The sequence below is a fragment of the Mesorhizobium sp. M6A.T.Cr.TU.016.01.1.1 genome (assembly GCF_003952585.1).
Taxonomy (GTDB): domain Bacteria; phylum Pseudomonadota; class Alphaproteobacteria; order Rhizobiales; family Rhizobiaceae; genus Mesorhizobium; species Mesorhizobium mediterraneum.
Genome location: NZ_CP034452.1, coordinates 608,673 through 632,559 on the forward strand (window position 1 = coordinate 608,673; position 23,887 = coordinate 632,559).

General features: G+C 63.3%; 21 protein-coding genes and 2 pseudogenes. 9 read left to right on the forward strand and 14 right to left on the reverse strand.

Features of this window, described 5'->3' with window-relative positions:
- Window positions 1–65: 65 nt before the first annotated feature.
- The 3 genes from EJ075_RS02790 to EJ075_RS02800 all read right to left on the reverse strand — a co-directional run bounded on the left by EJ075_RS02790 (window position 66) and on the right by EJ075_RS02800 (window position 2,694).
- Window positions 66–815, reverse strand: a complete 750-nt coding sequence (locus EJ075_RS02790) for a hypothetical protein (protein ID WP_126103262.1) — start codon at window positions 813–815, stop codon at window positions 66–68.
- Window positions 816–1,200: 385 nt separating this feature from the next.
- Complete coding sequence (locus tag EJ075_RS02795) at window positions 1,201–2,121, reverse strand: DnaJ C-terminal domain-containing protein (protein ID WP_126103263.1); 921 nt, start codon at window positions 2,119–2,121, stop codon at window positions 1,201–1,203.
- A gap of 99 nt (window positions 2,122–2,220) precedes the next feature.
- Window positions 2,221–2,694, reverse strand: a complete 474-nt coding sequence (locus EJ075_RS02800) for an RT0821/Lpp0805 family surface protein (protein ID WP_126103264.1) — start codon at window positions 2,692–2,694, stop codon at window positions 2,221–2,223.
- Window positions 2,695–2,734: 40 nt separating this feature from the next.
- Here EJ075_RS02800 and pdxH point away from each other — a divergent pair, with 40 nt between their 5' ends.
- From pdxH to EJ075_RS02815, 3 genes are all read left to right on the forward strand, one after another.
- Entirely contained in the window at window positions 2,735–3,352 is a 618-nt protein-coding gene (pdxH, locus tag EJ075_RS02805) for a pyridoxamine 5'-phosphate oxidase (RefSeq protein WP_126103265.1), read from the forward strand.
- Window positions 3,353–3,535: 183 nt separating this feature from the next.
- Window positions 3,536–3,781, forward strand: a complete 246-nt coding sequence (locus EJ075_RS02810; protein ID WP_126107218.1) for a CopG family ribbon-helix-helix protein — start codon at window positions 3,536–3,538, stop codon at window positions 3,779–3,781.
- Window positions 3,778–4,071, forward strand: coding sequence for a type II toxin-antitoxin system RelE/ParE family toxin (locus tag EJ075_RS02815; RefSeq protein WP_126103266.1), 294 nt, complete (start codon window positions 3,778–3,780; stop codon window positions 4,069–4,071). The genes EJ075_RS02810 and EJ075_RS02815 overlap by 4 nt, the downstream gene beginning before the upstream one ends.
- A gap of 41 nt (window positions 4,072–4,112) precedes the next feature.
- Here the strand turns inward: EJ075_RS02815 and EJ075_RS02820 are convergent, their stop codons facing one another.
- Complete coding sequence (locus EJ075_RS02820) at window positions 4,113–4,868, reverse strand: crotonase/enoyl-CoA hydratase family protein (RefSeq protein ID WP_126103267.1); 756 nt, start codon at window positions 4,866–4,868, stop codon at window positions 4,113–4,115.
- 33 nt (window positions 4,869–4,901) lie between these two features.
- The gene (locus EJ075_RS02825) at window positions 4,902–6,680 is read right to left on the reverse strand and encodes an acyl-CoA dehydrogenase (protein WP_126103268.1); all 1,779 of its coding nucleotides are present in this window, start codon (window positions 6,678–6,680) and stop codon (window positions 4,902–4,904) included.
- A gap of 210 nt (window positions 6,681–6,890) precedes the next feature.
- Here EJ075_RS02825 and EJ075_RS02830 point away from each other — a divergent pair, with 210 nt between their 5' ends.
- Both EJ075_RS02830 and EJ075_RS02835 read left to right on the forward strand, forming a co-directional pair.
- Complete coding sequence (locus tag EJ075_RS02830; RefSeq protein ID WP_126103269.1) at window positions 6,891–7,127, forward strand: hypothetical protein; 237 nt, start codon at window positions 6,891–6,893, stop codon at window positions 7,125–7,127.
- 175 nt (window positions 7,128–7,302) lie between these two features.
- Window positions 7,303–8,403 (forward strand): glycoside hydrolase family 25 protein, encoded by a 1,101-nt coding sequence (locus EJ075_RS02835; protein WP_164547252.1) that lies wholly within the window; start codon window positions 7,303–7,305, stop codon window positions 8,401–8,403.
- Between the two features lie 20 nt (window positions 8,404–8,423).
- Here EJ075_RS02835 and purD read toward each other — a convergent pair whose 3' ends face one another.
- Window positions 8,424–9,701, reverse strand: coding sequence for a phosphoribosylamine--glycine ligase (purD, locus tag EJ075_RS02840; protein WP_126103271.1), 1,278 nt, complete (start codon window positions 9,699–9,701; stop codon window positions 8,424–8,426).
- Between the two features lie 216 nt (window positions 9,702–9,917).
- On the opposite strand from purD, the gene ubiA reads away from it, so the two are divergent.
- Both ubiA and EJ075_RS02850 read left to right on the forward strand, forming a co-directional pair.
- Window positions 9,918–10,901 carry a 4-hydroxybenzoate octaprenyltransferase gene (ubiA, locus tag EJ075_RS02845; RefSeq protein WP_095486214.1) on the forward strand — a complete coding sequence of 328 codons (984 nt, stop codon included), beginning with the start codon at window positions 9,918–9,920 and terminating at the stop codon, window positions 10,899–10,901.
- Between the two features lie 212 nt (window positions 10,902–11,113).
- Entirely contained in the window at window positions 11,114–12,100 is a 987-nt protein-coding gene (locus EJ075_RS02850) for an IS5 family transposase (RefSeq protein ID WP_126103272.1), read from the forward strand.
- A 173-nt stretch (window positions 12,101–12,273) separates the two neighbouring features.
- Here the strand turns inward: EJ075_RS02850 and EJ075_RS02855 are convergent, their stop codons facing one another.
- From EJ075_RS02855 to EJ075_RS02865, 3 genes are all read right to left on the reverse strand, one after another.
- A complete protein-coding gene (locus EJ075_RS02855; protein WP_095483974.1) occupies window positions 12,274–12,843 on the reverse strand; it encodes a DUF6101 family protein in 570 nt (189 codons plus the stop codon).
- 185 nt (window positions 12,844–13,028) lie between these two features.
- Window positions 13,029–14,459, reverse strand: a complete 1,431-nt coding sequence (locus EJ075_RS02860) for an FAD-binding oxidoreductase (RefSeq protein ID WP_126103273.1) — start codon at window positions 14,457–14,459, stop codon at window positions 13,029–13,031.
- 18 nt (window positions 14,460–14,477) lie between these two features.
- Window positions 14,478–15,458, reverse strand: coding sequence for an L-threonylcarbamoyladenylate synthase (locus EJ075_RS02865; RefSeq protein WP_164547030.1), 981 nt, complete (start codon window positions 15,456–15,458; stop codon window positions 14,478–14,480).
- Between the two features lie 159 nt (window positions 15,459–15,617).
- On the opposite strand from EJ075_RS02865, the gene EJ075_RS02870 reads away from it, so the two are divergent.
- Window positions 15,618–16,064, forward strand: coding sequence for a hypothetical protein (locus EJ075_RS02870; RefSeq protein ID WP_126103274.1), 447 nt, complete (start codon window positions 15,618–15,620; stop codon window positions 16,062–16,064).
- A 71-nt stretch (window positions 16,065–16,135) separates the two neighbouring features.
- Here EJ075_RS02870 and EJ075_RS02875 read toward each other — a convergent pair whose 3' ends face one another.
- The 5 genes and pseudogenes from EJ075_RS02875 to EJ075_RS02895 all read right to left on the reverse strand — a co-directional run bounded on the left by EJ075_RS02875 (window position 16,136) and on the right by EJ075_RS02895 (window position 22,445).
- Window positions 16,136–16,477, reverse strand: coding sequence for a hypothetical protein (locus EJ075_RS02875; RefSeq protein ID WP_126103275.1), 342 nt, complete (start codon window positions 16,475–16,477; stop codon window positions 16,136–16,138).
- A 109-nt stretch (window positions 16,478–16,586) separates the two neighbouring features.
- The gene (gene glyS, locus EJ075_RS02880) at window positions 16,587–18,932 is read right to left on the reverse strand and encodes a glycine--tRNA ligase subunit beta (protein WP_126103276.1); all 2,346 of its coding nucleotides are present in this window, start codon (window positions 18,930–18,932) and stop codon (window positions 16,587–16,589) included.
- A 522-nt stretch (window positions 18,933–19,454) separates the two neighbouring features.
- A pseudogene (locus EJ075_RS34105) lies at window positions 19,455–19,637 on the reverse strand (glycine--tRNA ligase subunit alpha); the annotation flags it as partial.
- 147 nt (window positions 19,638–19,784) lie between these two features.
- Window positions 19,785–20,498: pseudogene (locus EJ075_RS02890) on the reverse strand (glycine--tRNA ligase subunit alpha); the annotation flags it as partial.
- A 171-nt stretch (window positions 20,499–20,669) separates the two neighbouring features.
- Window positions 20,670–22,445 carry a tetratricopeptide repeat protein gene (locus tag EJ075_RS02895; RefSeq protein ID WP_126107219.1) on the reverse strand — a complete coding sequence of 592 codons (1,776 nt, stop codon included), beginning with the start codon at window positions 22,443–22,445 and terminating at the stop codon, window positions 20,670–20,672.
- A 332-nt stretch (window positions 22,446–22,777) separates the two neighbouring features.
- On the opposite strand from EJ075_RS02895, the gene EJ075_RS02900 reads away from it, so the two are divergent.
- Window positions 22,778–23,878 carry a helix-turn-helix transcriptional regulator gene (locus EJ075_RS02900; RefSeq protein WP_126107220.1) on the forward strand — a complete coding sequence of 367 codons (1,101 nt, stop codon included), beginning with the start codon at window positions 22,778–22,780 and terminating at the stop codon, window positions 23,876–23,878.
- Window positions 23,879–23,887 lie beyond the last annotated feature (9 nt).

Consider the following 23,887-nt stretch of genomic DNA (forward strand, 5'->3'; position numbering starts at 1 on the left):
CCCGGGGGTAACGGGCCGGAGCCAAACTTATTCCTCCTGTTCGCGCGGCCGTTTCAGCAATTCGGTTATGTCCGCTTCGAGAACGGCAGGCTCGGATCCATTGCCTGAAGATCCGCATCACGCCCCAGCCCGCGATAGAGGATGAACGCACAGCAACAGGCGACGGCAATCGACAGCATCTCGCCGCCGTCTTCCGCGTAACCAACGAGCTTCGAGCCCGTCAGGAAGTGCAGCATGTCCACCACCACGGCAAAGCCGACAAGACACGCGAACAGCAGCAAAAACACCGATCCGAGGGCTTGTTGCCTGGGTCTGCTTTGGCGGAATGACCACAACAGCGGCGCCAGCAGGCCGAGCGCGACCACCGACCAAGTGATGATTTCCCCGGTGTCGCGAGCCCGCATGCCCGGCAGCGAAACGAGGTCGAATGTCGCTGCCAGCAGCAGGCCGCCGCGCTCATGGAAACGGGTGGCGTCGTCGAGCGTCACAAAACTGAAAATCAGGGACCAGGCAAGAAACATATGCTCCCTGGTTCGAACCCAGACGCCGAACAGAAACAGGGCGCAAAGCGCGGCCTGCCCGTAGTTGAACATCTCGGGCAGCGATCCATCCCTGCTGATGTTGAAACGCGCAGGCAAATCGTAGCGCGAAATTGCGACAGATCGAAGCGCCTCGATCGCGAATGGAACGGTGATGACGAAGATATTCAGGCATATCACTATCAGCGCGAATACCCTGCTGAGGCTGTCGTTTCGATACATCGCCCGGATTTCTCCGAACGCACTTTCCAAACCCGATAACGCATGACCCAGCAATCCAACGCGCTCCTTCGTTGCTACTCGTTTGACGGACAATTTCGTTAGTCAACCAAAAGATCCAGATTGGGGCAAGACGTGCTCTTGGACCGCCCCTCGACGTTCAGCCCGCTCGGCTGAGCTCGGTCCTGGCGGTTTTCGACCGCGACTTCATCGGCCTCCGGCATGGTCTGGAAACGGGGCGGCCGCGGGTTTATTCCGCCCGCGCAAAAGAAAACGCTGTCGGCGACGAGCGACTGACCCGCCTGGCGCGAGCCGGCCGTGTTCCGGGCGGGCGTTCGTCATCGAGCGATGTCGCGGAATGCGGCTGAGTCCTGCAATCGATCAAAACGGACAGGTGAGAGACAGGAGCGTTTGCGGCGCAGCCCGCCTTTGACGCGCCAAGCTAGCGTTTTCGGTTGCGCATCAGCGCTTCGAGATCGCTGTCGCCACCTTCAGGCAGCATCAGCCGCACATGTGCGTAGAGATCGCCGTGACCGCCAACTTTTTCCGGCAGGCCCCTGCCCTTCAGCCGCAGGACCTTGTCCGAGCTCGACCAGGCGGGGACATTGACCGCAAGCTTGCCGGTCGGCGTTTCGACCGCCACCTTGGCACCCAGCACGGCATCCGCCAGTGCCACGGCCAAGTCGGCATGGAGGTCGCGGCCTTCGACACGATAGCGCGGATGGCGGCGGAAGCGGATTTTGACCAGCGCGTCGCCCGGCTGCCCCGGCCCTTGCTCGCCCTGGCCTTTCAGCCGGATGGTCTGGCCGTCCTCGACATAGGCTGGCAGCTTGACGGCGACCTTGCGTCCGTCGGGGAACATCGCCGTCACCTTCTCCGCGGTCGCCGCTTCCTCGATGGTGACGTCGAGCGTCACGTTCAGGTCGGCGCCGGACGGCGCCTGCCGGCCGGCGCCCGTGCCGGCACCGCGAGAGAAGGTCTCGCCGAAAATCTGGCTGAAGATGTCGCTGTTGCCGTCGAACGGATCGCCGCCCGGACGGCTTGAGCGAAACTCGAAGCGCGAGCCGCCCGGTCCTTGCTGCCGACGGAAGCCGGCGAACGGATCGGCGCCGCCCGCGGCACCTTCGAAGCCCTGGAAACGCGGCTTGCCATCGGCGTCGATCTCGCCGCGATCGAAAGCGGCACGGTTCTTCTCGTCGCCGACGATCTCGTAAGCCTGGTTGGCCGCGGCAAACCGCTCCTTCGCCTTGGGATCCGGATTCTGGTCCGGATGATACTCCTTGGCGAGTTTGCGGTACGCCGATTTTATGTCCTTGGCCGATGCGTTCTTAGCAACGCCCAGCACCTCATAGGGGTCGCGCATGCTTCCTGCCCTGGAGAAGGAGTGAGTCCACGATTGCCATCTATATGCGCTCGCATAGGAAGAAATTCCAGTGGCGCGCGGTCATATGATGGCGGAAAATCAGAGCGCTTTGAAGTCCTGCATCCGCCAGGCGCCGGCGCCGGCAAGGCACACCTCGCCCTTGAACAGCGCGACGCCGTCGAAGCTTTCGCGCGAGGCGGTGAAGCGGCGGCAAAGCTGGCCGTTGTCCCTAGACTCTGCCAGTTCCGTGATCGAGCCGCGCGAACCGGTATCGGAATTCGCCCAGGGAACGGCCTGCCCGCCAAGTTCCTGGATATCGGCGGAAGACACCGCGTTGCGGATCGTCGTCTGGTCCGAGGCGCGATCCTGATCGATCGGCGAGGCTGAAGCAGGCGTGCTGCTGGTCAGGATCGTACGGTCGACCTCCGCCTGCTCCAGGCTGAAGCCGCCGGCACCGCAGCCGGCAAGCGGCAAGACGACCAGCATGATTGCGACCTTTACCGCAACCTGGGCACTGGCCGAAGCAATAAGGCTCCATTGCCTGCTGTCAAAAGGTTGCGCGATACGCGACAATCGGCAATCTCCCCAGCCGGCAATAGAATTTGGAAAAACTATGAGCGAAACTGAGTTAACAAGCGGTGACTTTACCGAGGCTGCCGAGCCATTCCGCCTCTTTGCCGCATGGCTCGACGACGCGACGAAGAGCGAGATCAACGATCCCAACGGCGTGGCGCTGGCGACCGTCGATGCCGAAGGCATGCCGAATGTGCGGATGGTGCTGCTCAAGGGGTTCGATGAAAGCGGCTTTGTGTTCTACACGAATTTCGAGAGCGCCAAGAGCCGTGAGATTCTCGGCAGCATGAAGGCGGCGATGTGCTTCCACTGGAAATCGCTGCGCCGGCAGGTGCGCGTGCGCGGGCCGGTGGAGATCGTCACCGAGGCGGAAGCGGACGCCTATTATTCGACGCGCCCGCGCGGCAGCCGCATCGGCGCCTGGGCGTCGAAGCAATCGCGGCCGCTGGAGAGCCGCTTCGCACTGGAAAAAGCAGTTGCCGAATACACGGCGCGCTATGCGATCGGCGAGATCCCACGGCCGAAACACTGGTCTGGCTTCCGGATCGTGCCGCAGACGATCGAGTTCTGGCACGACCGGCCTTTCCGGCTGCACGACCGCGTCGTCTTTTCCCGCAACGCCAAGGGCGGCTGGGACAAGACAAGACTTTATCCCTGATAAGGTGGCCCTTAAGCAGCTTCACCAACGGGAGAACTGGGCGCGCGACAACATGGCCTCGCCGATATAGGGTGGGCGCGCCTTGAAGTAAGGGGCACCAGGCCCCCGGGAGGACCCCGGTAATCCTTGACGAACCACCTTGGTTCACCAATAATCATCGTGAACCAAACGAAAGTTAAGACCATGACGGCTTTCACCGTGCGCGTCCCGGACGAAACCGCAAACAGACTTGACCAGCTTGCCGAAAAGCTCGACCGCTCGCGCTCCTATGTGGCTGCGCAGGCCATTGAGGACTTTGTAGCCCGTGAGGAATGGCAACTCGCCGAGATAGAGGCCGGGTTGGCCGAAGCCGAGCGCGGCGATTTTGCCAGTGACCGTGATGTAGCCGCTGTTGTCGGAAAATACGTCAAGTCCGCCCGCCAAGGATGAGCGGCAAAAGAATCCGCTGGACCAAGCGAGCGCTGCGTCGGCTTGACGAAATCGGCGCACACGTCGAGAAGGACAACCCCGAGGCGGCCGCCCGAGTCATTGCGCGCATCGTGACGGCGGCTGAACATCTCGCCGAGCAACCGGCCATGGGGCGCATCGGGCGCATCAAGGCGACGCGGGAGCTCGTTTTGGTCGATATTCCGTATATCGTCCCCTATCGCGTCAACGGCGAGACTGTCGAAATCCTCACCGTCATGCACGCCGCCCAACGGTGGCCGCAGGCCCTGTAAAATCGCCAACACCATGGCCCCGTCATCAGGCCACACCGCCTTCAGCCTACCTTCTTCCTGGTCAGGAAGGCCATCAAGGCAGCGCGAGCCTCGTCGGATTTGAGCCGCTCGCGGAAATGCTCGCTCTCCTGGCCGATGCGGGCAACGAGGTCTTCACGCGAGCCGCGCATCAGGTCGCGCGCGATCTTCAGCGCTTGCGGCGGCTTGGCTGCGATCTGGCCGGCCGCTGCCAGCACGGAGGCTTCGAGCTCGTTTTCCTCGACCACCGCGTAGATCAGCCCGGCGGCCTTCGCCCGCTCGGCCGAAAAGCCTTCACCGAGACCAAGCAGCGCGAAGGCGCCTTGCCGGCCCAGAATCTCAGGCGCAAGCAGGCTTGATCCCGCCTCGGGAACCAGGCCGAGATCGACGAAGGGCGTGCGGAACATTGTGCGCGGCGTGGCGAAGGTCAGGTCGCAATGCAGGTTGAGCGTTGTGCCGATGCCGACCGCAATGCCGTCGACGCCGGAAACCATGGGCTTTTCCGCCCTGGCCAGCGCCATCAGGAAATCCCAGACTTCGGTGCCGCCCTCGCCGCCGGTGGCGACGACCATGAAATCGGCAAGATCATTGCCGGACGAGAAGGCGCCTGAAACACCGAGGAAGACATGAACGCGGACCGCCGGATCGGCATCGCCCTCGGCAAGGGTTTTGGACATTTTCGCATACATGGCGCGCGTCAGCGCGTTCTTCTTTTCCGGACGGTTGATGCGGAGGATCTGGATGGCGCCCTGGCGCTCGACGAGGATATGGTCTGTCATGGTCGGGCCCTTGTGGACGTGAGCTTGTGAACGTCAGGAAGTTCCGGCAGAAATCAGTGCCTTGCCGGCAGCGGCAAGGCTTTCGGCGCCGCCGATGACGCGCTCCTTCAGCGCGCCCGCCTCGCCAACCAGGTTTTCGGCGAAGAAACGGCAAAGGGCGATGCGGCTTTGGTCGGCAAGCGCGCCGCGCGCCAGATAAGCGCCGCCTGCCGCAAGCGAGATCAGCCTCAGATAGGGCGTCGCACCGGCCAGCGCCTCGTCCGATTGCCCATCGGCCAGCAGCCCTTGCAGGAAACGTGTCGCTTCGCTGACATCGTCGAGCGCCTTGTCGAGACCATCGGCGGTGCGGCCAAACCCCTGAAGATTTGAGGTCCGCACCTGATTGGCGACCGCTTTCAGTTCGACGATGTAGCCGTGCACATGCTCGCCGCCACCGAGCGGCAGCTTGCGCGCCACCAGATCGATCGCCTGGATGCCGTTGGTGCCTTCGTAGATCGGCGCGATGCGCGCGTCGCGATAAAGTGCTGCCGCACCCGTCTCTTCGATGAAGCCCATGCCGCCATGCACCTGCAGCCCGAGCGAGGCGACCTCGACGCCGACATCGGTGGAAAAGGCCTTGGCCAGCGGCGTCAACAGATTGGCGCGCTCCTGCCAGTGGATGGCTTCATCGCCACTGGATATCCGCGCGTTGTCGATGGCATGCGCACAGGAATAGCTGATGGCGCGCGCAACCTGGGTCAGCGCCTTCATGGTCAGGAGATTGCGCTGCACGTCCGGGTGATGGACGATCGGCGCCATGCCGTTGTCATCATAGCTTGCAGCCTTGCCTTGCCGGCGGTCATTGGCATAAGCGAGGGCCATCTGCGTGGCGGTTTCGGCGACCGCCACGCCCTGCATGCCGACGGCAAGTCGCGCATTGTTCATCATGGTGAACATGCAGGCGAGGCCCTTGTTTTCCTCGCCGATCAGCCAGCCGATCGCGCCGGGCGCCATCCCTTCGAATCCGTCGCCATAGATCATGGTGCAGGTCGGCGAGGCGTGGATGCCCAATTTCTGCTCCAGCCCGGAGCAGAACACATCGTTGCGTGCGCCCGGCGCGCCATCGTCGCCGACAAGGAATTTCGGCACCAGGAACAGCGAAAGGCCACGTGTGCCGGCCGGCGCGTCCGGCAGCCGCGCCAGCACCAGATGGATGATGTTGTCGGTGAAATCGTGCTCGCCATAGGTGATGAAGATCTTTTGCCCGAAGATGCGATAGGTGCCGTCGCCGGCTGACTCGGCGCGGGCGCGCAATGCATTCAGGTCCGAGCCCGCCTGCGGCTCGGTCAGGTTCATCGTGCCCATCCATTCGCCGGAGACGAGCTTTTCCAAGTACTTGGCTTTCAGCGCCTGTGATGCGTGCTTGTCGAGCGCTTCGACCGCGCCCATAGTCAGCGTCGGGCCGATGCCGAAGGCCATCGCGGCGGAGTTCCACATTTCGAGCGCAGCGACGCCCAGCATGGTCGGCAGCGCCTGGCCGCCGAACTCCTCCGGCGCGGACAGCGCGTTCCAGCCGCCGTCGATCCAGCGCCGATAAAGCGCCTTCCAGCCAGGCGGCGTGGTGACGGCCGCACCCTTCAGCACCGCGCCATGCTCGTCGCCGATCTTGTAGAGCGGCGCCACTTCCTCGCTGGCGAAGCGGCCGGCTTCCGCCAGAATGGCGTCGACGAGATCTTCGCCAAGGTCGCCAAAGGTGCCGGCGTCGAGCGCCGGCTTCAGGCCGGCCACGTGCTTCAGCGTGAAGGCGATTTCCTCGACTGGTGCCCGATACATGCCGCTCGCTCCTCCTGTGTCCGGCAGGTCAACTTAAGATCCGTGCCGACACAAAACCATCCGCCTTTGGGTCGCCTCTCCCACCTTCTTTTTACGTAAACGTCAAAATTTGTCACGCAGATTTTGCAATTGCTGCGACACAGGCTAAATTCGGCAAAAGCCGGACAAGTTCGACCGGCGACGGATCAAGAACACCGGATCGGACCGCCCGTGCTCGCCAGACCTGACGCCTATCGCTGTCTCGAATGCGGGCTGCCCTATCGAGCGGCAGGTTTTGGGCACTATCGGGGCAAGGTCGAGGACGGCGCCGCCTATTGGTCGGATCGCGGCATTCTGTGTTCGCCGCAATGCTCGGTGGCTCATCATCGCAAACGCGAGGCCGAGGGAACGCTGCCGCAAGCGCCGGCGCCCGACCCATTCCAAATCCAGCCGCTCTCCCGCCGTTGATGGCCAGCGAAGCCGCCACCGGCAGAATTGCGGCATTCGCCGCGGGCCGCCGAAAACATTTCCTTAACCATGGCGGTTCAGGATCAGGCTTTGGCCAGCAAGGATCTGCTGTTTGAAACCGCCGGCGCACCCCCTTCGCCGCCTAGGACTCCTCGTCGTCGCGGCCGCGATGACAATGGCGTTGGGGCCGGCACAAGCCTCGGATTTCTCCGAGCCGTGGAAGAACACCGACCGGGCGCTGGTGATCGACGCCTACGAATACAATTCCATCGACTGGGCTGAACTTGCCACCGACAAACGCATCGTCGGCTTCATCAACAAGGCGTCCGACGGGATGCCGCCACCCTATTTCTGTTTCGGTGCCGAGACCGAGACAAGGCTCTGCAAGTCGCTGTGGAAGCGCCATGCGGTAGCGCAGGAACTGTTCCAGACGCGCAAGGTGGTGGCCAAGGCGCTCGGCCTGAAATGGGGCGCTTATCATCTCGCCCGCCCCGGCAATCCCGTGGGACAGGCGAATAATTTCATCAATTTCGCGAAGCCTGGGCCGGATGACCTGCTTGCTCTCGACATCGAGGATGATGACCCCACGAAATGGATGTCGCTCGAGGATGCCGAGGAGTTCGCGCGCCACGTGCATCGGCGGATTGGCCGCTTTCCGGTGCTCTACACCAACGGCAAGACCGCCAAGCACATCGCCGACAACAAGTACAAATACCGGCTCCTGTCGCGGCTACCGCTCTGGTATGCGCGCTACAAGCCCGACATCGGCGTGCATTTCCCGATGGGCAACTGGCAAGGCTACGCACTCTGGCAGTTTTCGGCAAAAGCGAATTGCGGGCGGTTCCGCTGCCCTTACCGGGTGGCTGGCACGCCCAACGACATCGATGTCAATGTCGCACCGATGGATGCCGCCGCATTGCGCGCGCAATGGCCCTTCGGCGGCCTGATCGACGTGCAGCCGGTTTACCTCGCCTCGATACCGGTGCCTCTCTCGCGCGAGGCTGGGCTAGCCGGCAATGCCATCACCTACGCGACCGTGGCGGCACCACCGACCTTCGCCGAAATAACCGCCGCGTTTAGCGCACGCTGGACCAAATTCCGCAGCAGCTTTCAACTGCCTTTTGTAAAGGCCGCGCCGCGCCTTCCGCGCGGGGTTGCCGAATATGTGGCCTGGACGCGGAAGGAGAAGCGCTCTGCATCGGCCTCTGAAGCGGCGCCCGCCGCCAGCGATCCGGTCAGCACCGCATCGACCGAGTTCGACCGTGGGCTGCGCTAAATCTGAAAGCCGTTGAAGGGTCAGCGCACCTGCTCGCGCGCCACAGCCTGCCAACCAATGTCGCGGCGGCAGAAGCCTTGCGGCCAATCGATCCGGTCGAGCGCGGCATAGGCTCGTCTCTGCGCCTCGCCGACGGTGCCGCCGACAGCCGTGATGTCGAGCACACGGCCGCCATTGGCGACCAGCGCGCCGCTGTTGATGGCGGTGCCGGCATGAAAGATGTCGACGCAATCGCCCGCGGCCTCTTCGACGCCGCGGATGACCGAGCCCTTTTCCGGCGTGCCGGGATAGCCCCTGGCCGCCATCACCACGGTGAGCGCCGCCTCGTCGCGCCAGCGCGCTGACATATGTGCAAGCTGGCCATCGGCAGAAGCGTTGAGGAGGACCAAGAGATCGTCCTTCAGCCGCATCATCAGCACCTGGCATTCCGGGTCGCCGAAACGGGTGTTGTATTCGATCAGCTTCGGCCCCTTGTCTGATATCATCAGCCCGGCGAACAGCACGCCGGAAAACGGCGCGCCAAGTTCGGCCATGCCGCGCATGGTCGGCTCGACGATCTCGCGCATCGTGCGGTCGATCATCTCCGGTGTCATCACCGGCGCTGGCGAATAGGCGCCCATGCCGCCGGTGTTCGGGCCGATGTCGCCGTCGCCGACACGCTTGTGGTCCTGCGCGGTGCCGAACGGCAGCGCGGTCGCGCCGTCGCACAGGCAGAAGAAACTCGCCTCTTCGCCGGTGAGAAACTCCTCGACCACCACCTCAGCGCCGGCCTGTCCGAAAGACCCGTCGAAACAGGCGTCGAGCGCGGCCAGCGCCTCATCCAGCGTCATGGCGACGGTGACGCCCTTGCCGGCGGCGAGGCCGTCGGCCTTGATGACGATCGGCGCACCCATCTTTTCGACATAGGCCCTGGCCGACGCCAGGTCGCCGAAACGGCCATAGGCGGCGGTCGGGATATCATATTTCGCGCAAAGGTCCTTGGTGAAGCCTTTCGAGCCTTCCAGCCGCGCCGCCGCCTTGGACGGGCCGAAGACGCGAATGTTCTCAGCGCGAAGGTCGTCGGCAATGCCGGCGACCAGCGGCCCTTCCGGCCCGACCACGACGAGGTCGATCTTTTCCTCCATGCAGAACCGGGCCACCGCCGCATGATCGGCAATATCTAGCGTCACCAGTTCGGCTTCGCGGCCGATGCCCGGATTGCCGGGGGCCGCGTAAAGCTTCGTCAGCAGCGGCGAGGCCGCAATCTTCCAGGCCAAGGCATGTTCGCGGCCGCCGGAGCCGATCAACAAAACACGCATGCCCAGATCCCTTGCCATTCCACGATCAGGACTGCGCTATTGCGCCTCGGACGATGGGTCAAGACATTTGGATGATTTGGGACCAATTGCGCACGGGAACGTCGGGCATCAATGCCCGATATCGGGGGAAAGGCTGGTTCGCCGCCTACGATATTTACGCCATGACGATTTGGCTTGATGCTTGACGGCGTTCGCCTCTGCTGCCACTCCAGCACAATGGAACCCGTCCAGTCGAAAGCAGCCCAGGGCCGCGTCGCCGATGCGCCGAGCGGCCACTGGGTCTACCGCATTCTGCCACGCTGGCTGTGGCCCTATGCGCAGCTTGCGCGATGGGACCGGCCGATCGGCTGGCAGTTGCTGCTGTGGCCGTGCTGGTGGTCGGCAGCCCTTGCGGCAAGCGCCTACCCTCGCCCCGGTGACCCGCTGCTCTCGCTGCTACCGGCGCCATGGTATCTCGTGCTGTTCCTGATCGGTGCCATCGCCATGCGCGGCGCCGGCTGCACCTATAACGACCTGGTCGACCAGGACATCGACAACCAGGTGGAGCGCACGCGTTCGCGGCCGCTGCCGGCGGGAAAGGTCACACGCCGGCAGGCCTGGGCGTTTCTCGTCATCCAGGCATTGGCCGGCCTCGCTGTGCTTTTGCAATTCAACAGCTTCGCCATCCTGCTCGGCATCTGCTCGCTTGCCATCGTTGCTGTTTATCCATTCATGAAGCGATTTACCAATTGGCCGCAACTGGTTCTCGGCCTTGCCTTTTCCTGGGGTGCGCTGATGGGATGGGCGGTCGAGTTCGGCGATCTCGATGGCCCGGCCGTCATGCTCTATATCGGCTCCATCCTGTGGGTGATCGGCTACGACACGATCTATGCGCATCAGGACAAAGAAGACGACGCCATCGTCGGCGTGCGCTCGACCGCACGCCTGTTCGGCGACAACACCAAGGCCTGGCTCGTCGGGCTCTATGGCGGGGCGCTGGTCTGCTTCGCCATCGCCTTCGCGTCGGCACAGGCGCCAGTGCCGGCGCTGGCTGGGCTGGTCGCCGCCGGCGCCCATATGACGAGGCAGATCGCCATGCTGGACATCGACGATCCGGACCAGTGCATGCTTCTGTTCAGGTCGAACAACCAGGTCGGCTGGCTGGTCTTCCTTGGCCTGATCGGCGGCGCTGTGTGGGTGGCGCTGAAGCCGCTGGTTTAGGGAGCCTGTTCCCTTCTCCCCTTGTGGGAGAAGGTGGATCGGCGCGCAGCGCCGAGACGGTTGAGGGGTGTTGGAAGGAATGAGGCGTTCGCGTTCCCTGGAACACCCCTCATCCGACCGAGCTTCGCTCGGCCACCTTCTCCCCCTGTGAGACCTTTGCACAGAAGCCGAACGGTGATTCTGTGGTGAAGGTTGGAGCAGGGAGATTCGGGATGGCGGATCGTGTTTTGGGTCAGTTGAGTCTGGCGGACGGTCTGGCGGCGTCGGATGAGACGATTTTCGACCTAGTATCGAAGGAACTGGACTGGGCGCCGATCCGAACATTGCTGGGTCAGCGCAGCGGTCCTGGCTCGGGCAACACCAGCTATCCGGCGGAACCGCTGGTGCGCTGTCTTTTGCTGGGCATGTGGCATGGGCTGAGCGATCCGGCGCTTGAGGCGCAGATCCGGGACCGATTGTCGTTCCGCCGCTTTGCCGGTTTCAGCCTTTCGGACCGCACGCCCGACCATTCGACACTGTGGCGCTTCCGCGAGGAGCTGACGCGTGAGCGACTGATCGACAAGGTCTTTGAGGAGATCAACCGTCAGCTGGAGGAGAAGGGCCTGATCGTCAAGCGCGGCACCTTGGTCGATGCCACGTTCCTGCAGGCTCGTGGCCGTCCGCCCAAGCAGCCGAAAAAGGGCCACCAAGGTCCGGTCAAGCCGTCGGCCGACAAGGATGCGCGTTGGGGCAAGAAGGGCAAGAAGAGCACCTTCGGCTACAAGATGCACATCGGCGTCGACCAGGAGCACACCTTGATCCGGCGTGTCGAGGCGAGCGACGCCTCGGTCACCGACACCGAGCCGGCCGACCAGTTGATCTGCGGCGACGAGAAGGCGGCCTATGGCGATCAAGCCTATTACACCCACGCCCGCCATGCCCGGCTCGCCGCCGCCAACATTAAGGACCGGCTGATGCGGCGGCCCAACAAGCATCACCCCGAGTTGCCGCCGCGCCACAAGCTGCGCAACCGGCTGATCGCCAAGGTGCGGGCGGCAGTGGAGCGGCCTTTCGCCGTGTTCAAGGAGCGTTACGGCATGCGACGCCTGCGCTTCTTCAACCTCGCCACCAACCGCACGCAGTGCATACTGGCCGCCTGCGCTTACAATCTGCGCACCATGATTGGCGTCCTCTATCCACCCGATGAGAGGCGGACATGAGGGAGGAGTGCGTCCACAATCCGGCAGGATGGCTGCCTAAACTGACAAAGGCCCCGCAAGGGCCGCGGAAAACCGCTCTGCCGGCCTTCAAAAAGGCCCTCACTGACCACCGAAATCCACTTCGCTCCCCGTGCAAAGCCCTCACAAGGGGAGAAGGGAGAGCCGCAGATGCACTATTCGTCGCGCGAAATGATTTCCTGGCCGCCGATGACCAGCCTGAGGCCGAGATCGCCGGCGCGGCGGCGCGCGAGGAAGCGCGGGCGGCGCGTGTTCGAGATCCGACCCTTGCGACGGTCCTGCGCCGGCAATGTCTTGATGGCAGCGCCTAGCGATTCCTCCAGCGTGCGGGCGACGCCGTCGGATTCGATCAGAAGCATCGGCAGACGGTAAGCGTCGGCCCAGGCGCGCCAGTCGGCGGCGACATCCTCGAGATCGTCGGCAACAAGCAACGGCACCGACAGCATCGGATCATTGTGCAGAAGCTCCAAGGTCACTGTGACATTGCCATCCGGGTCCTCCATCGCGCGGGCGGCCACGCCGCGAAACGCGTTGGCGGGCAGAGCGATGATTGCCGGCACGCCGCTCATCTCCAGCATGCGGCGAATGACGGCGCCACGGTGGTCGATGGTGAAGGTAACGTCGCCATAGTCGTCGCGCGTGGCGTAGCTCACTACCTGCGGCAGGCGGAATGGGTCGAGGCGCATGTTGCGCCCGGCCCAGACTGGCTTCAGTCCAGTGTTCATATTGTGCCTTTCCTGTCTCTCCTGAGAGCCGGTCTTTCCGGGTCTCCGGGCCGGTTTTTCCAGCCTCGTTGTGGGGAAACATTAGCGCGGGCTTCTTATCGCTGCGCTTAAGAAAGTCGGTTAAATTTTGCTGATCTCGGAGGGATGGTTATCGGAATACGACCAGGCACAAGATATCGAAAGGATCAGATAACCTTACCGGGATTCATGATGCCGGCCGGATCGAAGGCCGTCTTCACCCTGCGCATCAGCTCGATCGCCATCGGCGGCGCCGTCGCGATCAATTCATCCCGCTTCAGCTGGCCAATGCCGTGCTCTGCCGAGATCGAGCCGTGGAAGCCGCGCACGACATCGTGCACGGCCTTGTTCATGGCATGGTAGAGCGCAAGAAACGCTTCATCATCGCCGCCGACCGGCCGGGAAATATTGTAGTGGAGGTTGCCGTCGCCCATATGGCCGAAACAGACCTCGCGCGCACCGGGGCTGACCGACTGCACGACGCCGGCCGCCTTTTCGATGAATTGCGGGATAGCCGCCACCGGCACCGAGATGTCATGCTTGATCGAGGCGCCTTCGGGCTTCTGTGCGTCGGGCAGCACCTCGCGGAAATTCCAGAAGGCATCGCCTTGGGCGAGACTTGCCGCGATCACCGCATCGCCGACGATCTCCTGTTCAAGACCTTCCGACAGCACCTCCTCGATCAGGGCCCTTGCATCTTCCGCTGAGCGGCCCGACGAGATCTGCATCAGCACATACCACGGCCAATCCTCGGCCAGCGGCCGCACGGCGCCTGGCGCGTGCAGAAGCGTGAAGTCATAGGGCCTCTGTCCGATTAGCTCGAAAGCAGTGAGCGCGGCCCCGGCACGATCCATCGCCAGGCTGAGCAGAGACAGCGCCGCCTCGGGCGAGGACAGGCCGGCAAACGCCACCTCGCGCCCCTTGGGCTTGGGGAAAAGCTTGAGCACGGCAGCGGTGATGATGCCGAGCGTGCCTTCCGCACCGACAAACAGGTTCTTCAGATCGTAGCCGGTGTTGTCCTTTTTCAGCTTGCGCAGATCGTCGAACACCTCGCCGGTCGGCAGCACCACCTCGACGCCGAGGCAGAGCTCACGCGCATTGCCATAGGCAAGCACGCCGGTGCCGCCGGCATTGGAAGAGAGATTGCCGCCGATCTGGCAGGAGCCTTGCGCGGCAAGCGACAGCGGAAACAGCCGGTCGGCGGCATCGGCCGCCTCCTGCAGCGTCTGCAGGATGACCCCGGCCTCGACGGTGACCGTGTTGGACAGCACGTCGATCTCGCGGATGCTGTTCAGCCGCGACAGCGACAGCACGATCTCGCGGCCGGATGTGTCTGGCACCTGCGCGCCGACCAGCCCGGTATTACCGCTCTGCGGCACGATGGGCGTGCCCGTCTCGGTCGCCAGCCGCATGATGCGGCTGACCTCGTCGACGCTGCCGGGCCTCAGCACCAGCGCCGTCCTGCCATGCCAAAGGCCGCGTCTCTCCGTGAGGTAAGGCGCGATATCCTGCTGGTCGCGAAGCGCATATTTGTCGCCGACGATGGCCGCAAAGCGGTCGACGAGGGCGGGGTCGATATCCCTGGATATGTCGTTCATGGATGGAAACTATGGTGCTCAATCGATCTTGTCACGCGGGGCGGCCTGGTCACGAGGGGCGGCGGCGCGCGAAAGCCGGTCGTTGATCGCCTCGCCTAGCCCATCGAATGGGATGGGCTCGACGGCGATTGTCCTGGCGCCGCTGCGATCGAGATCCTGCATGTGGGCAAAGAGGTTGGCTGCGGCCTCGCGCAGGTCGCCGGTCTCGGACAGGTTGCGCAAAGCGGCGGCATTCTGCCAACCCTCGGCACGGCGATCACCGAAGGCCAGCAAGGCTTCGCCTTTGGCAATTGTCTCGGCGTTGAGCCGCACCGCAGCGCCCGGCGCATAGTGCGAGGCCAACATGCCGGGAGCCTCGATGCCCGCCGCGCCGCGCGACAGCTTCACGCCGGCGGCCGCTTCGATCTCCTCGGCGGCAATGCCGCCCGGCCGCAGCAGCCGCAGCTTTCCGCCCTCGACCTTGACGATCGTCGATTCGAGCCCAACGGACGTTGCGCCGCCATCGACCACGAGCCTGATTTTTGAGCCGAGATCGGCCGCCACTGCCTCGGCCGTCGTGGCACTGATCCTTCCCGAAGAATTGGCGCTAGGCGCCGCAAGCGGACGGCCGAGCCTGGCGATCAGCTCGCCGCCAAAGCCTTTCGGCATGCGCAGCGCGATCGTATCCAACCCGGCGGTGACCAGCGGATGAATGCCGTTGCCCGGCCGCTGCGGCAGCACCAGCGTCAGCGGTCCCGGCCAGAATGTCTGCGCCAGTCTTTTCGACAGCGGATCGAACAGCGCGATACGCTCGGCCATCGCCAGATCGGCGACATGGGCGATCAGCGGGTTGAAGCGTGGCCGGCCCTTGACCTCGAAGATCCGCGCCACGCCAACGCCATTGGTGGCGTCGCCGGCCAGCCCGTAGACGGTTTCCGTCGGAATGGCGACGACATCGCCGCCTTCGAGCAGCGCCAGCGCCCGCTCCATCGCCTCACCGGCGGCAAGTATCTCAGCCACTCTCATCACCTCACAGATGTGGGTGCGTAATACGGTGACGTTTACGGAGCAAGTCCGGGCGTTGGCGAATTACCAATCGCTAAAATGCTATCTTTCCTCGCAAGCCCGCATCAATTCCCCGACGGTATGGTGCCGGCTTGTTGGGCAAGGGGAACTATCATGGTCTGGGTGCGTATCCTGGGAGCGCTTGGTCTCACTTTGGCGGCGGGCGGAGCACAGGCTTCGTCCTTCGTCGTTCTCGGTGCAGCATCCTCGACGCCGTCCGTCGTCAGGCTCGGCGCGCCCGAACCGGTGAAAGTGACTGAGAGTTCCTCGACACCGTCGATCGTGGCGCTCGGCGAACCAGTGCCCGATGTCGCCTATGAAAAAGTTGCTGCGATCCCGAGCCAGCCCAAGCATGATTTCATGCAAAGCCCGATGATCATTCGCGGCGGCATCGTCGGCGACGCCTTCGCAACACCGGCTCCAAGTTCCGCACCTGCCGCGACCACCGCTGCCGCAGCACCTGGTGCAGACACCAAATCCGACAAAAAGGCAGGGAAAACGAACAGCGAGCCGGCAACGCCACAGCCGACGCCCATTCCCGAGATCGACCAAGCCAGATAGCCGCTCGAGGCCAGGACGACGCTCACGCGCCGCCCCGGTTCACTGAGTAAAACTCCGTCGCTTGAAAAAACCTAGGCCGCGACCTCTTCGTCCGCGTCGTCGGAGGCGTCCGACTCTTCCTCTTCTTCCTCTTCCTCAGCGTCCGGCGCCTCGGCCTTCACGCTGTCGTCTTCGTCGTCATCTTCTTCGTCTTCGTCGTCTTCCTCATCGTCATCCGAGAGGGTGGCAGCTTTGTCGTCTTCAGCGCCTTCCTCGACCGTCGCTTCGCTTTCGTCGTCGTCACTGTCCTCGTCCGACAGGTCGGCAGCTTCGACTGCAGTGGTGGCGGCCTGGTCGAGGGTCGTTTCGGAAGCCGACTCAAGCGTCTCGGCAGGCGTTTCTTCTGTCACTTCGATGTCGCGAGCGGAATTCATGGAAGCCTCCGTGGGTTTGGGGAACATGCTCCTTGTGCCACGCAGAGATCATCGTCATATGACTGTAAGCCGGCTCGAATCGGCTATTGGAACAAATTATTTCCAAGCCTCAGCCGGCGATGTTCGAGAAATCCGCGACCTGGTCAGTCGCTGCCCGGATGCGCGCCAGCAGTGCCAGACGGTTGGCTCGAACGGCCTGATCCTCATCATTCACGAGAACGCGTTCAAAGAATGAATCAACCGGTTCGCGCAACGCGCTAAGCGCCAGCATGGCGGCGGAAAAGTCTTCATTGTGTATCGCTTGGCCGGCTTCCTTCTCGGCCTGATTCACCGCGGCAAACAGCGTTTTCTCAGCATATTCCCGGAATAGAGCCGGCTCGACGCGGTCGGCGACCGTTGTTTTCTTCTTCTCCTCGGCGGCGAGGATATTGGCCGCGCGCTTGGTGCCGGCAAGCAGGTTCTTGCCGTCCTCGGTGTCGAGGAACGAGCCGAGCGCCTCGACTCGGCGAACGATTTGAAGGAGGTCGTCGGACTGCGGCGTGATGACCGCGTCGATCAGATCATGCCGCGCACCCTGATCGCGCAGATAGACCTTCAGGCGGTCGTGGAAGAAGGCGAGGAGGTCGGAGCGGTAGATTTGTTCCGCCTTCCTTTCCAGAGTTGTAACTGCATTCTTGTCGAGATAGTTCGCCCACTCATAGGCGCTTCCGAAGATGGGTGTGAGCTCCAGTCGGATACCGTTCTCGACCAGAATCCTCACCACCCCCAGCGCCGCGCGGCGGAGAGCATAGGGGTCTTTCGACCCTGTTGGCTTCTCGTCGATCGCCCAGAATCCAACAAGCGTGTCGAGCTTGTCGGCGAGCGCTACGGCCACCGATACCGGATCGGTCGGCACACGATCTGATGGACCCTGCGGCTTGTAGTGCTCCTCAATCGCGGCGGCGACAGAAGAGTGCTCGCCTTGCAGCAGCGCGTATTTGCGGCCCATGGCACCCTGCAATTCCGGGAACTCGCCAACTACTTCGGTTGTCAAATCAGCCTTGGTCAGCACTGCGGCGCGGCGTGCGAGCGCGGGAATCTCCCCCCTTGAGGGGGAGATGTCGCCGAAGGCGATAGAGGGGGTCGGTTCGTCCTGACGCGACGCCCTATCGCGGACAGAGGATGCCGGCGCTTCACGCGAGGCAACCCCCTCTGGCCTGCCGGCCATCTCCCCCTCAAGGGGGGAGATCGAACTCGCCACGAGCGGCGCCAATTCTTCAGCCAGCCTCTTGATCCGCTCAACCCGCTCACCCTGCGTGCCCAGCTTGGCGTGGAAGGTGACGCCGAGATGGTCGAGGCGGGCCATGCGCTGGTCGAGCGGCTTTTTGAGATCGAGCCCGAACTTTTCCGCCGATGCCTGTAACTGGTCGAGGTCAGGCAGGTCGCCCTGATCGGTCTTCCAGAAATAGAGCGCGTCGGACAGCCGGGCGCGCACCACCTTGCCGTTGCCGTAGGCGATCTCCTTGCCACCGTCGCTTGCTTCGATGTTGGCGGTGAGGATGAAGCGGTTGGAAAGCTCTTCACCGGCGCCCGGCGGCCGCGTGACAAAACACTTCTGGTTGGCCCGGATGGTCAGCCGGATCACCTCGGCCGGAATGGCGAGAAAGTCTTGCTCGAATTCGCCCATCAGCACGACCGGCCATTCGACCAGGCCGGATACTTCCTCGAGCAATCCATCGTCCTCGACCATGTCGAGCCCGTTGGCGAAGGCGAGATTCCTGGCGTCGGCAAGGATGATCTCCTTGCGCCGGTCGGCGTCGAGCACGACCTTCGCTGCCTCCAGCTTTGCGGCATAGTCGTCGAAGCGGCGCACGGTGATCGCGCCCGGCGCATGAAAACGGTGGCCGTAGGTGAGGTTACCCGAGCGGAGGCCGTCGATCTCGAAATCGACCACCACCGGCTCTTCGGTCTCCGGGCCGAAGGTGCAGAGGATGGATTGCAGCGGCCGCACCCAGCGCAACGATCCGGGTTTCGCCGAGGCAGGCCCCCAGCGCATCGATTTCGGCCATGGAAAGCCGCGGATGATGCCCGGCACCAGCTCGGCGATGATTTCTTCTGCCGCCCTGCCCGGCTTCGCAATATGGGCGACATAGAAATCGCCCTTCTTCGGGTCGGCATGGACATGCGCCTCGGCGATCGAGGAAAGACCGGCCTTGCGCAGAAAACCCTGGACCGCCTGTTCGGGCGCCTTGGTCGAGGGGCCCTTGATCTCCTCGCTGATGTCCTTCGAGCGCGCGGTCACGCCGCGAATGTCGAGCGCCAACCGGCGCGGCGTCCAATATTCGCGCGCCGCCTCATAGGTCAGCCCGGCCTCGACCAGACCGTCAGTCAGCATCTTCCGCAAGTCGCCTGCCGCCTTGCGCTGCATGCGCGCGGGGATTTCCTCGGAGCGAAGTTCAAGCAATAAATCCGGCATTAGAGTTTCCCTCCCCGCATGCCTTTTCCTTTTTTGCACGTCCTCGCGCCTGCGGCGCTGCGGGCGTGCGGCTGCGCGGGGATTTCCTCGGAGCGAATTTCTAGGAGCAGGTCGGGCATAGGGTCAGCTCATGCGGGAGAACGGTCGGGCGGGGCATAGCAACTCGGCTGGCCGCTGTCACCCTTCCCTGCAAGATCGCGGCCTCTGCCAGCGATTTCCAAAAATATTCCGCTGCCTGTCGGGCCGAAGCGGGATCGTCCGTCCTTGGGTCAAAGATTTTCATGAACCTAACGCAGCGCTGAAGCGACCCACGCTCAGGCAGAGAACTATTGGCTGAACGACCATGAAGACGGCATCGACATTCCTACAGATCCTCGCGCTCAGCGCCTGTTTCACAGCGCAGGCTCATGGCACGTTCACGATGCCTGGCGTCAGGCAAGCGCTGCGGACAATGGCTGGTTCCAGCGGCCAAGGCGTATTGCCAATCAGCGCTTCGGTCGAAATCGCAAATAGCCTTTGGAGCTAAGCCGCCAGCCCGCCAGCCTGCGTCAGCAAAAACGCTTCGCCACAGGCTTTCGCCAGATTGCGCACCCGCAGGATATAGCTCTGCCGCTCGGTGACGGAAATCACGCCACGCGCGTCGAGCAGGTTGAAGACGTGGCTGGCCTTGATGCACTGGTCGTAGGCGGGAAACACCATCCGGTGGTTCCCCTCCCCCTTGAGGGGAGGGTGGCCAGACAAAGTCTGGCCGGGAGGGGTCGCTCGGGCAGTGCTCGACGTCCTACTTGCGGTGCCTTCTGAGGCAACCCCCTCTGCCCGCTTCGCGGGCATCTCCCCCTCGAGGGGGGAGAAAGGCGCGCCGGCATCGAGCAGCGCCTTGCACTCGGCTTCGGCGTCCTCGAAATGCCGGAGCAGCATCGCCGTGTTGGCGAATTCGAAATTGTGGCGCGAATATTCCTGCTCGGCCTGCAGGAAGACCTCGCCATAGGTAACCTTGTCGGCGCCCTCGCGGCCGTTGAAGTTGAGGTCGTAGACATTGTCGACACCCTGCACATACATGGCCAGCCGCTCCAGCCCGTAGGTAAGCTCGCCCGCCACCGGCGCGCATTCGATGCCGCAGACCTGTTGGAAATAGGTGAACTGCGACACTTCCATGCCGTCGCACCAGCACTCCCAGCCCAGTCCCCAGGCGCCGAGCGTCGGGCTTTCCCAGTCGTCCTCGACGAAGCGGATGTCATGCAGAAGCGGATCGACGCCGATGGCCGCCAGCGAGCCGAGATAAAGCTCCTGCAGATTGGGCGGGTTCGGCTTCAGGATCACCTGGTATTGGTAGTAGTGCTGCAGCCGGTTTGGGTTCTCGCCGTAGCGCCCGTCCTTGGGCCGTCGCGAAGGCTGCACGTAGGCGGCGTTCCAGCGCTTTGGCCCCAGCGCACGCAACGTCGTCGCCGGATGGAACGTGCCGGCGCCGACTTCCATGTCATAGGGCTGGAGGACGACGCAGCCATAGTCCGCCCAGTAGTTATGCAAGGTCAGGATCAGCCCCTGGAACGAGCGGCTGGGATGCATATGGGCTGGGATATCAACAGTCACGGCGGCCTCGACGGAGCGGCGGGATGCGGCACCTGTTGGATCAGGCCGCATGATCTTGTCCGAAAAGTCTGCAACTTTTTGCTGCGCTGACCTTCGGTTCGGGATCAGGCTCTAGAGCGCCGCCCGCCAAGCGTCAAGGCGAACGGGTCAGCCCTTCGGCGCGGGCGCCGGTTCGGGCTTGACCTTCGGGGTTTCCTGCGCCGTGTTGGATTCGATCGGCGGCAGGCCCTTCAGCAGTTTCTGCTGCAAGGCGGCGAGCACGTCGGGATCTGGCTTCAGGTCGCGGGCCTGGTTCCACTGGAAGGTGGCTTCCAGCCTGCGGCCGACGCGCCAATAGGCATCACCGAGGTGATCGTTCAGCACCGGATCTTCCGGCTTCAGCGACACGGCACGCTCCATTTCGCGAACAGCGTCATCAAACCTGCCCAGGCGGAAATAGGCCCAGCCCAGCGAATCGACGATGTAGCCGTCGCTCGGCCTGAGGTCGACGGCCTTCTGGATCATCTCAAGGCCTTCCTTGAGGTTCATGTTCTTGTCCACCCAGGAATAGCCGAGATAGTTCAGAACCTGCGGTTGGTCGGGGAACAATTCCAGCGCCTTGCGGAAATTCGGCTCGGCCTTCGGCCACTCCTTCAGCCGCTCATAGGCGATGCCGCGCTGGTAGAAAATGTTCCAGTCGGCGCGGGTCGGGGCCTGCAGCGCCGCCACCGCCTTGTCAAAGAGGTCGGCCGCGGAGCGGAAGTCCTCCTTCGAGGCATAGACGCCACCGAGCGCCTGATAGGTGCGCATGTCGTTGGGATGCGCTTCGACGAGGGCTTTCAGATGGGAGATGGCCTCGTCATGGCGGTCGAGATCGGCAAGGTTGAGGCCGAGCTGTAGTTCCGAAAGCTCCTTCAGTGGCGAGCTGGCCGGGATGCGGCGATAGAAGGCGATGGCGCCCTCGCCATCCTTCAGCTGCTCGGAAACGGCGGCGAGCTGGACAAGGGCCACGTCGCTGTCGGGCTTCAGCGCCAGGGCATATTGCAGATAGAGGCGGACGAACGGCTCGCCGCCACCGCGATTGAGCGCGGTGGCGAGATCGAGCAGAATTTCCGAGGCGCCGTCGGACGGGCCGGCAACGAAGGGTTCGATCTTCTCGCCCTTGGTGATCTTGTCGCGAAGCGCTGATATCTCCACCTTGCCGGATGCAAATGCCTCGGCCTGATCAAGCACGGACAGCGCCTTGTCCTTGTCGCCCTTGCGGGCGAGGAAAGAGGCATAGGCCTGCGCATTGCGCATCCAGGTTTCGGGTGCGGCGCTACCGGTCGCGGTGTCCTGGAGGGTCGCGGCGTAAATCGCATCCGCCTTTTCGGGCAAGCCAGATGCGTCCGCAATCAGCGCGCGATGGAAGGATTTGAAGAGGCCGAACCAGTCCGGACCCTGCAGCTTGTCGATGGAGGCCATGGCCTCGCTGGCGTCGCCGGCGCCCTGCTTGGCCCAACCGGTCATAACGCCGGAGATCAGCCGGTCGAGGTCGGATTCAAGCGAAAGCTTGAGCCAGTATTCTGCCTTGGTGAAATCCTTCTTGTGAAAGGAACCGACGGCCAGCGCCAGGCGCGAGAACCGCTCGACGTCGGGAACCGCCTTGAGCTTGTCGGCATAGACCAGGGATTCTTCGAAGCGCCCTTGAGCGATCAGCGACAGCATCAGGCTTTGCTGCAACGAGGTATCGTCGGGTGCGAAGGCAAGCGCCTGCTTGTAGTAAGCGATGGCGTTGTCGAGATCATTGTCGCCTTCAGCGACCCGCGCGGCCAGATAGGCTCCCGAGAAGGATGTGATCTTGACCGGCTCGGTGGTCTCTTTGGCCAGGGCTGGCAGACCAGAGATCGCCATGCCCGTCACAATTGCCAGCCCTGTCAGCCAGCGCGCACATCCTTGCCGCATCGTATCCCTTTCAGTCAAAGCCATGCCCGCGTCAGCGGGATCGCCGTAGACTCGATCTTTTCCAGGCAAAGCATGGCCTTTTTGGGGTCACGCTTCAACCCGGCCCGAATTCACAATCGAGTCATGCGATTAGCAAAGCATGCCGAACGGCGCGCAACTGCGACCATCGACCGCGCTTTGCCGGCCTGGAGGGCTGCCGGCTTGCCCTGCTGCGGCACCGGCAACCCGATGCCGTAAGCGATCCGTAAGCGGCGGGCGTCGAAAGTTTACGCAACGCAATGATGCGTGGAACCGTGCAGATGGATGCCGTTGCTTCGCCCAGGAAGATGCCGATGCTGGAAATGCCGCAGGACGAGCAGGCCTTCGCCATTGTCGATCTAATCTACGAAGCGGCGTTCGCGGCCGAGCTGTGGCCGGAGGTGTTGGGAACGGCAAGCGCGATCTCCCGCTCGGCAAGCGGCGCGATCTTTGTATTCAGCGATCACTCGCCGGTCCGCGCCGTCACCGAAGCGCATGTCCAGCCCTTGCTCGATGAGTTCATGGAAGCGGACAGCTGGAAGTTTTCCGAAAGTGTGCAGCGCATGTGCAGCACACAGCCAGCAAGCTTTGTGCGGGTCGATGATTTCATGACCGGCGAGGAGATCGAGCGCGACCCCGTCCGCAAAAGCGCAACGGCATTTGGCGTTGGATCGCATGTATGCACATCCGTCCCAATGCCTGGCGGAGAGCTTGTGCTTTTTGTCTTCCAGCGCTGGCTAAAGGACGGGATCTACGATCAGGCCGCGATCGATCGGCTGGACGAACTGCGCCCTCACCTCGCGAGAGCTAGCGTTATTGCCGGGCGCCTGGGTCTGGAACGAGCAACGACCGCCGTATCGACGCTGCGCGAAATTGGACGGCCGGCCGCTGTCATGAGCGGGTCGGGCCGCGTGCTGACGGCCAATCCGCTCCTCGAAGACATGGCCCACGTTTTCCTCCCCACGGCCCATGGCGGCATCGCGCTTGCCGATGAACCGGCAAACGCGCTTTTCCAGCAGGCCATCGCGCAGAACCGGGATAACCGCATCGTGCGGTCCATCCCTGTTCCGGGCACGGAGGGGCGGCCCGCGCTAGTCGTCCACCTGCTGCCGTTGCGCCGCGCCGCGCATGATATCTTTTCGGGCGCGGATATTCTCGTTTCGGCAACCGAGGTCAGCCTCTGCGCGACTGTTCCGTCGCCCCATATCTTTTCAGGCCTGTTCGACCTGACGCCGGCCGAGGCCCGGCTCGCCGTCGCGCTTGCCGCCGGCCGTTCGGTGCACGAAGCGGCCATCGAAATCGGCATCGCCGTCAAGTCGGCCCGCACCTATCTCGAACGAATCTTTCGGAAAACCGGAACTAGCCGTCAGAGCCAGTTGGTGGCGCTGCTGAAGAGCGCGTGGTCGTTTTCATGATCTCGACAG

Coding starts and splice junctions, on each gene's coding strand:
- EJ075_RS02795 (WP_126103263.1), bottom strand. CDS start 2,121: ATGCGCGACCCCTATGAGGTGCTGGGCGTTGCTAAGAACGCATCGGCC.
- pdxH (WP_126103265.1), top strand. CDS start 2,735: ATGAGCGAAACTGAGTTAACAAGCGGTGACTTTACCGAGGCTGCCGAG.
- EJ075_RS02810 (WP_126107218.1), top strand. CDS start 3,536: ATGACGGCTTTCACCGTGCGCGTCCCGGACGAAACCGCAAACAGACTT.
- EJ075_RS02815 (WP_126103266.1), top strand. CDS start 3,778: ATGAGCGGCAAAAGAATCCGCTGGACCAAGCGAGCGCTGCGTCGGCTT.
- EJ075_RS02820 (WP_126103267.1), bottom strand. CDS start 4,868: ATGACAGACCATATCCTCGTCGAGCGCCAGGGCGCCATCCAGATCCTC.
- EJ075_RS02825 (WP_126103268.1), bottom strand. CDS start 6,680: ATGTATCGGGCACCAGTCGAGGAAATCGCCTTCACGCTGAAGCACGTG.
- EJ075_RS02835 (WP_164547252.1), top strand. CDS start 7,303: ATGGCGTTGGGGCCGGCACAAGCCTCGGATTTCTCCGAGCCGTGGAAG.
- purD (WP_126103271.1), bottom strand. CDS start 9,701: ATGCGTGTTTTGTTGATCGGCTCCGGCGGCCGCGAACATGCCTTGGCC.
- ubiA (WP_095486214.1), top strand. CDS start 9,918: ATGGAACCCGTCCAGTCGAAAGCAGCCCAGGGCCGCGTCGCCGATGCG.
- EJ075_RS02850 (WP_126103272.1), top strand. CDS start 11,114: ATGGCGGATCGTGTTTTGGGTCAGTTGAGTCTGGCGGACGGTCTGGCG.
- EJ075_RS02855 (WP_095483974.1), bottom strand. CDS start 12,843: ATGAACACTGGACTGAAGCCAGTCTGGGCCGGGCGCAACATGCGCCTC.
- EJ075_RS02860 (WP_126103273.1), bottom strand. CDS start 14,459: ATGAACGACATATCCAGGGATATCGACCCCGCCCTCGTCGACCGCTTT.
- EJ075_RS02870 (WP_126103274.1), top strand. CDS start 15,618: ATGGTCTGGGTGCGTATCCTGGGAGCGCTTGGTCTCACTTTGGCGGCG.
- EJ075_RS02875 (WP_126103275.1), bottom strand. CDS start 16,477: ATGAATTCCGCTCGCGACATCGAAGTGACAGAAGAAACGCCTGCCGAG.
- glyS (WP_126103276.1), bottom strand. CDS start 18,932: ATGCCGGATTTATTGCTTGAACTTCGCTCCGAGGAAATCCCCGCGCGC.
- EJ075_RS02895 (WP_126107219.1), bottom strand. CDS start 22,445: ATGCGGCAAGGATGTGCGCGCTGGCTGACAGGGCTGGCAATTGTGACG.
- EJ075_RS02900 (WP_126107220.1), top strand. CDS start 22,778: ATGCTGGAAATGCCGCAGGACGAGCAGGCCTTCGCCATTGTCGATCTA.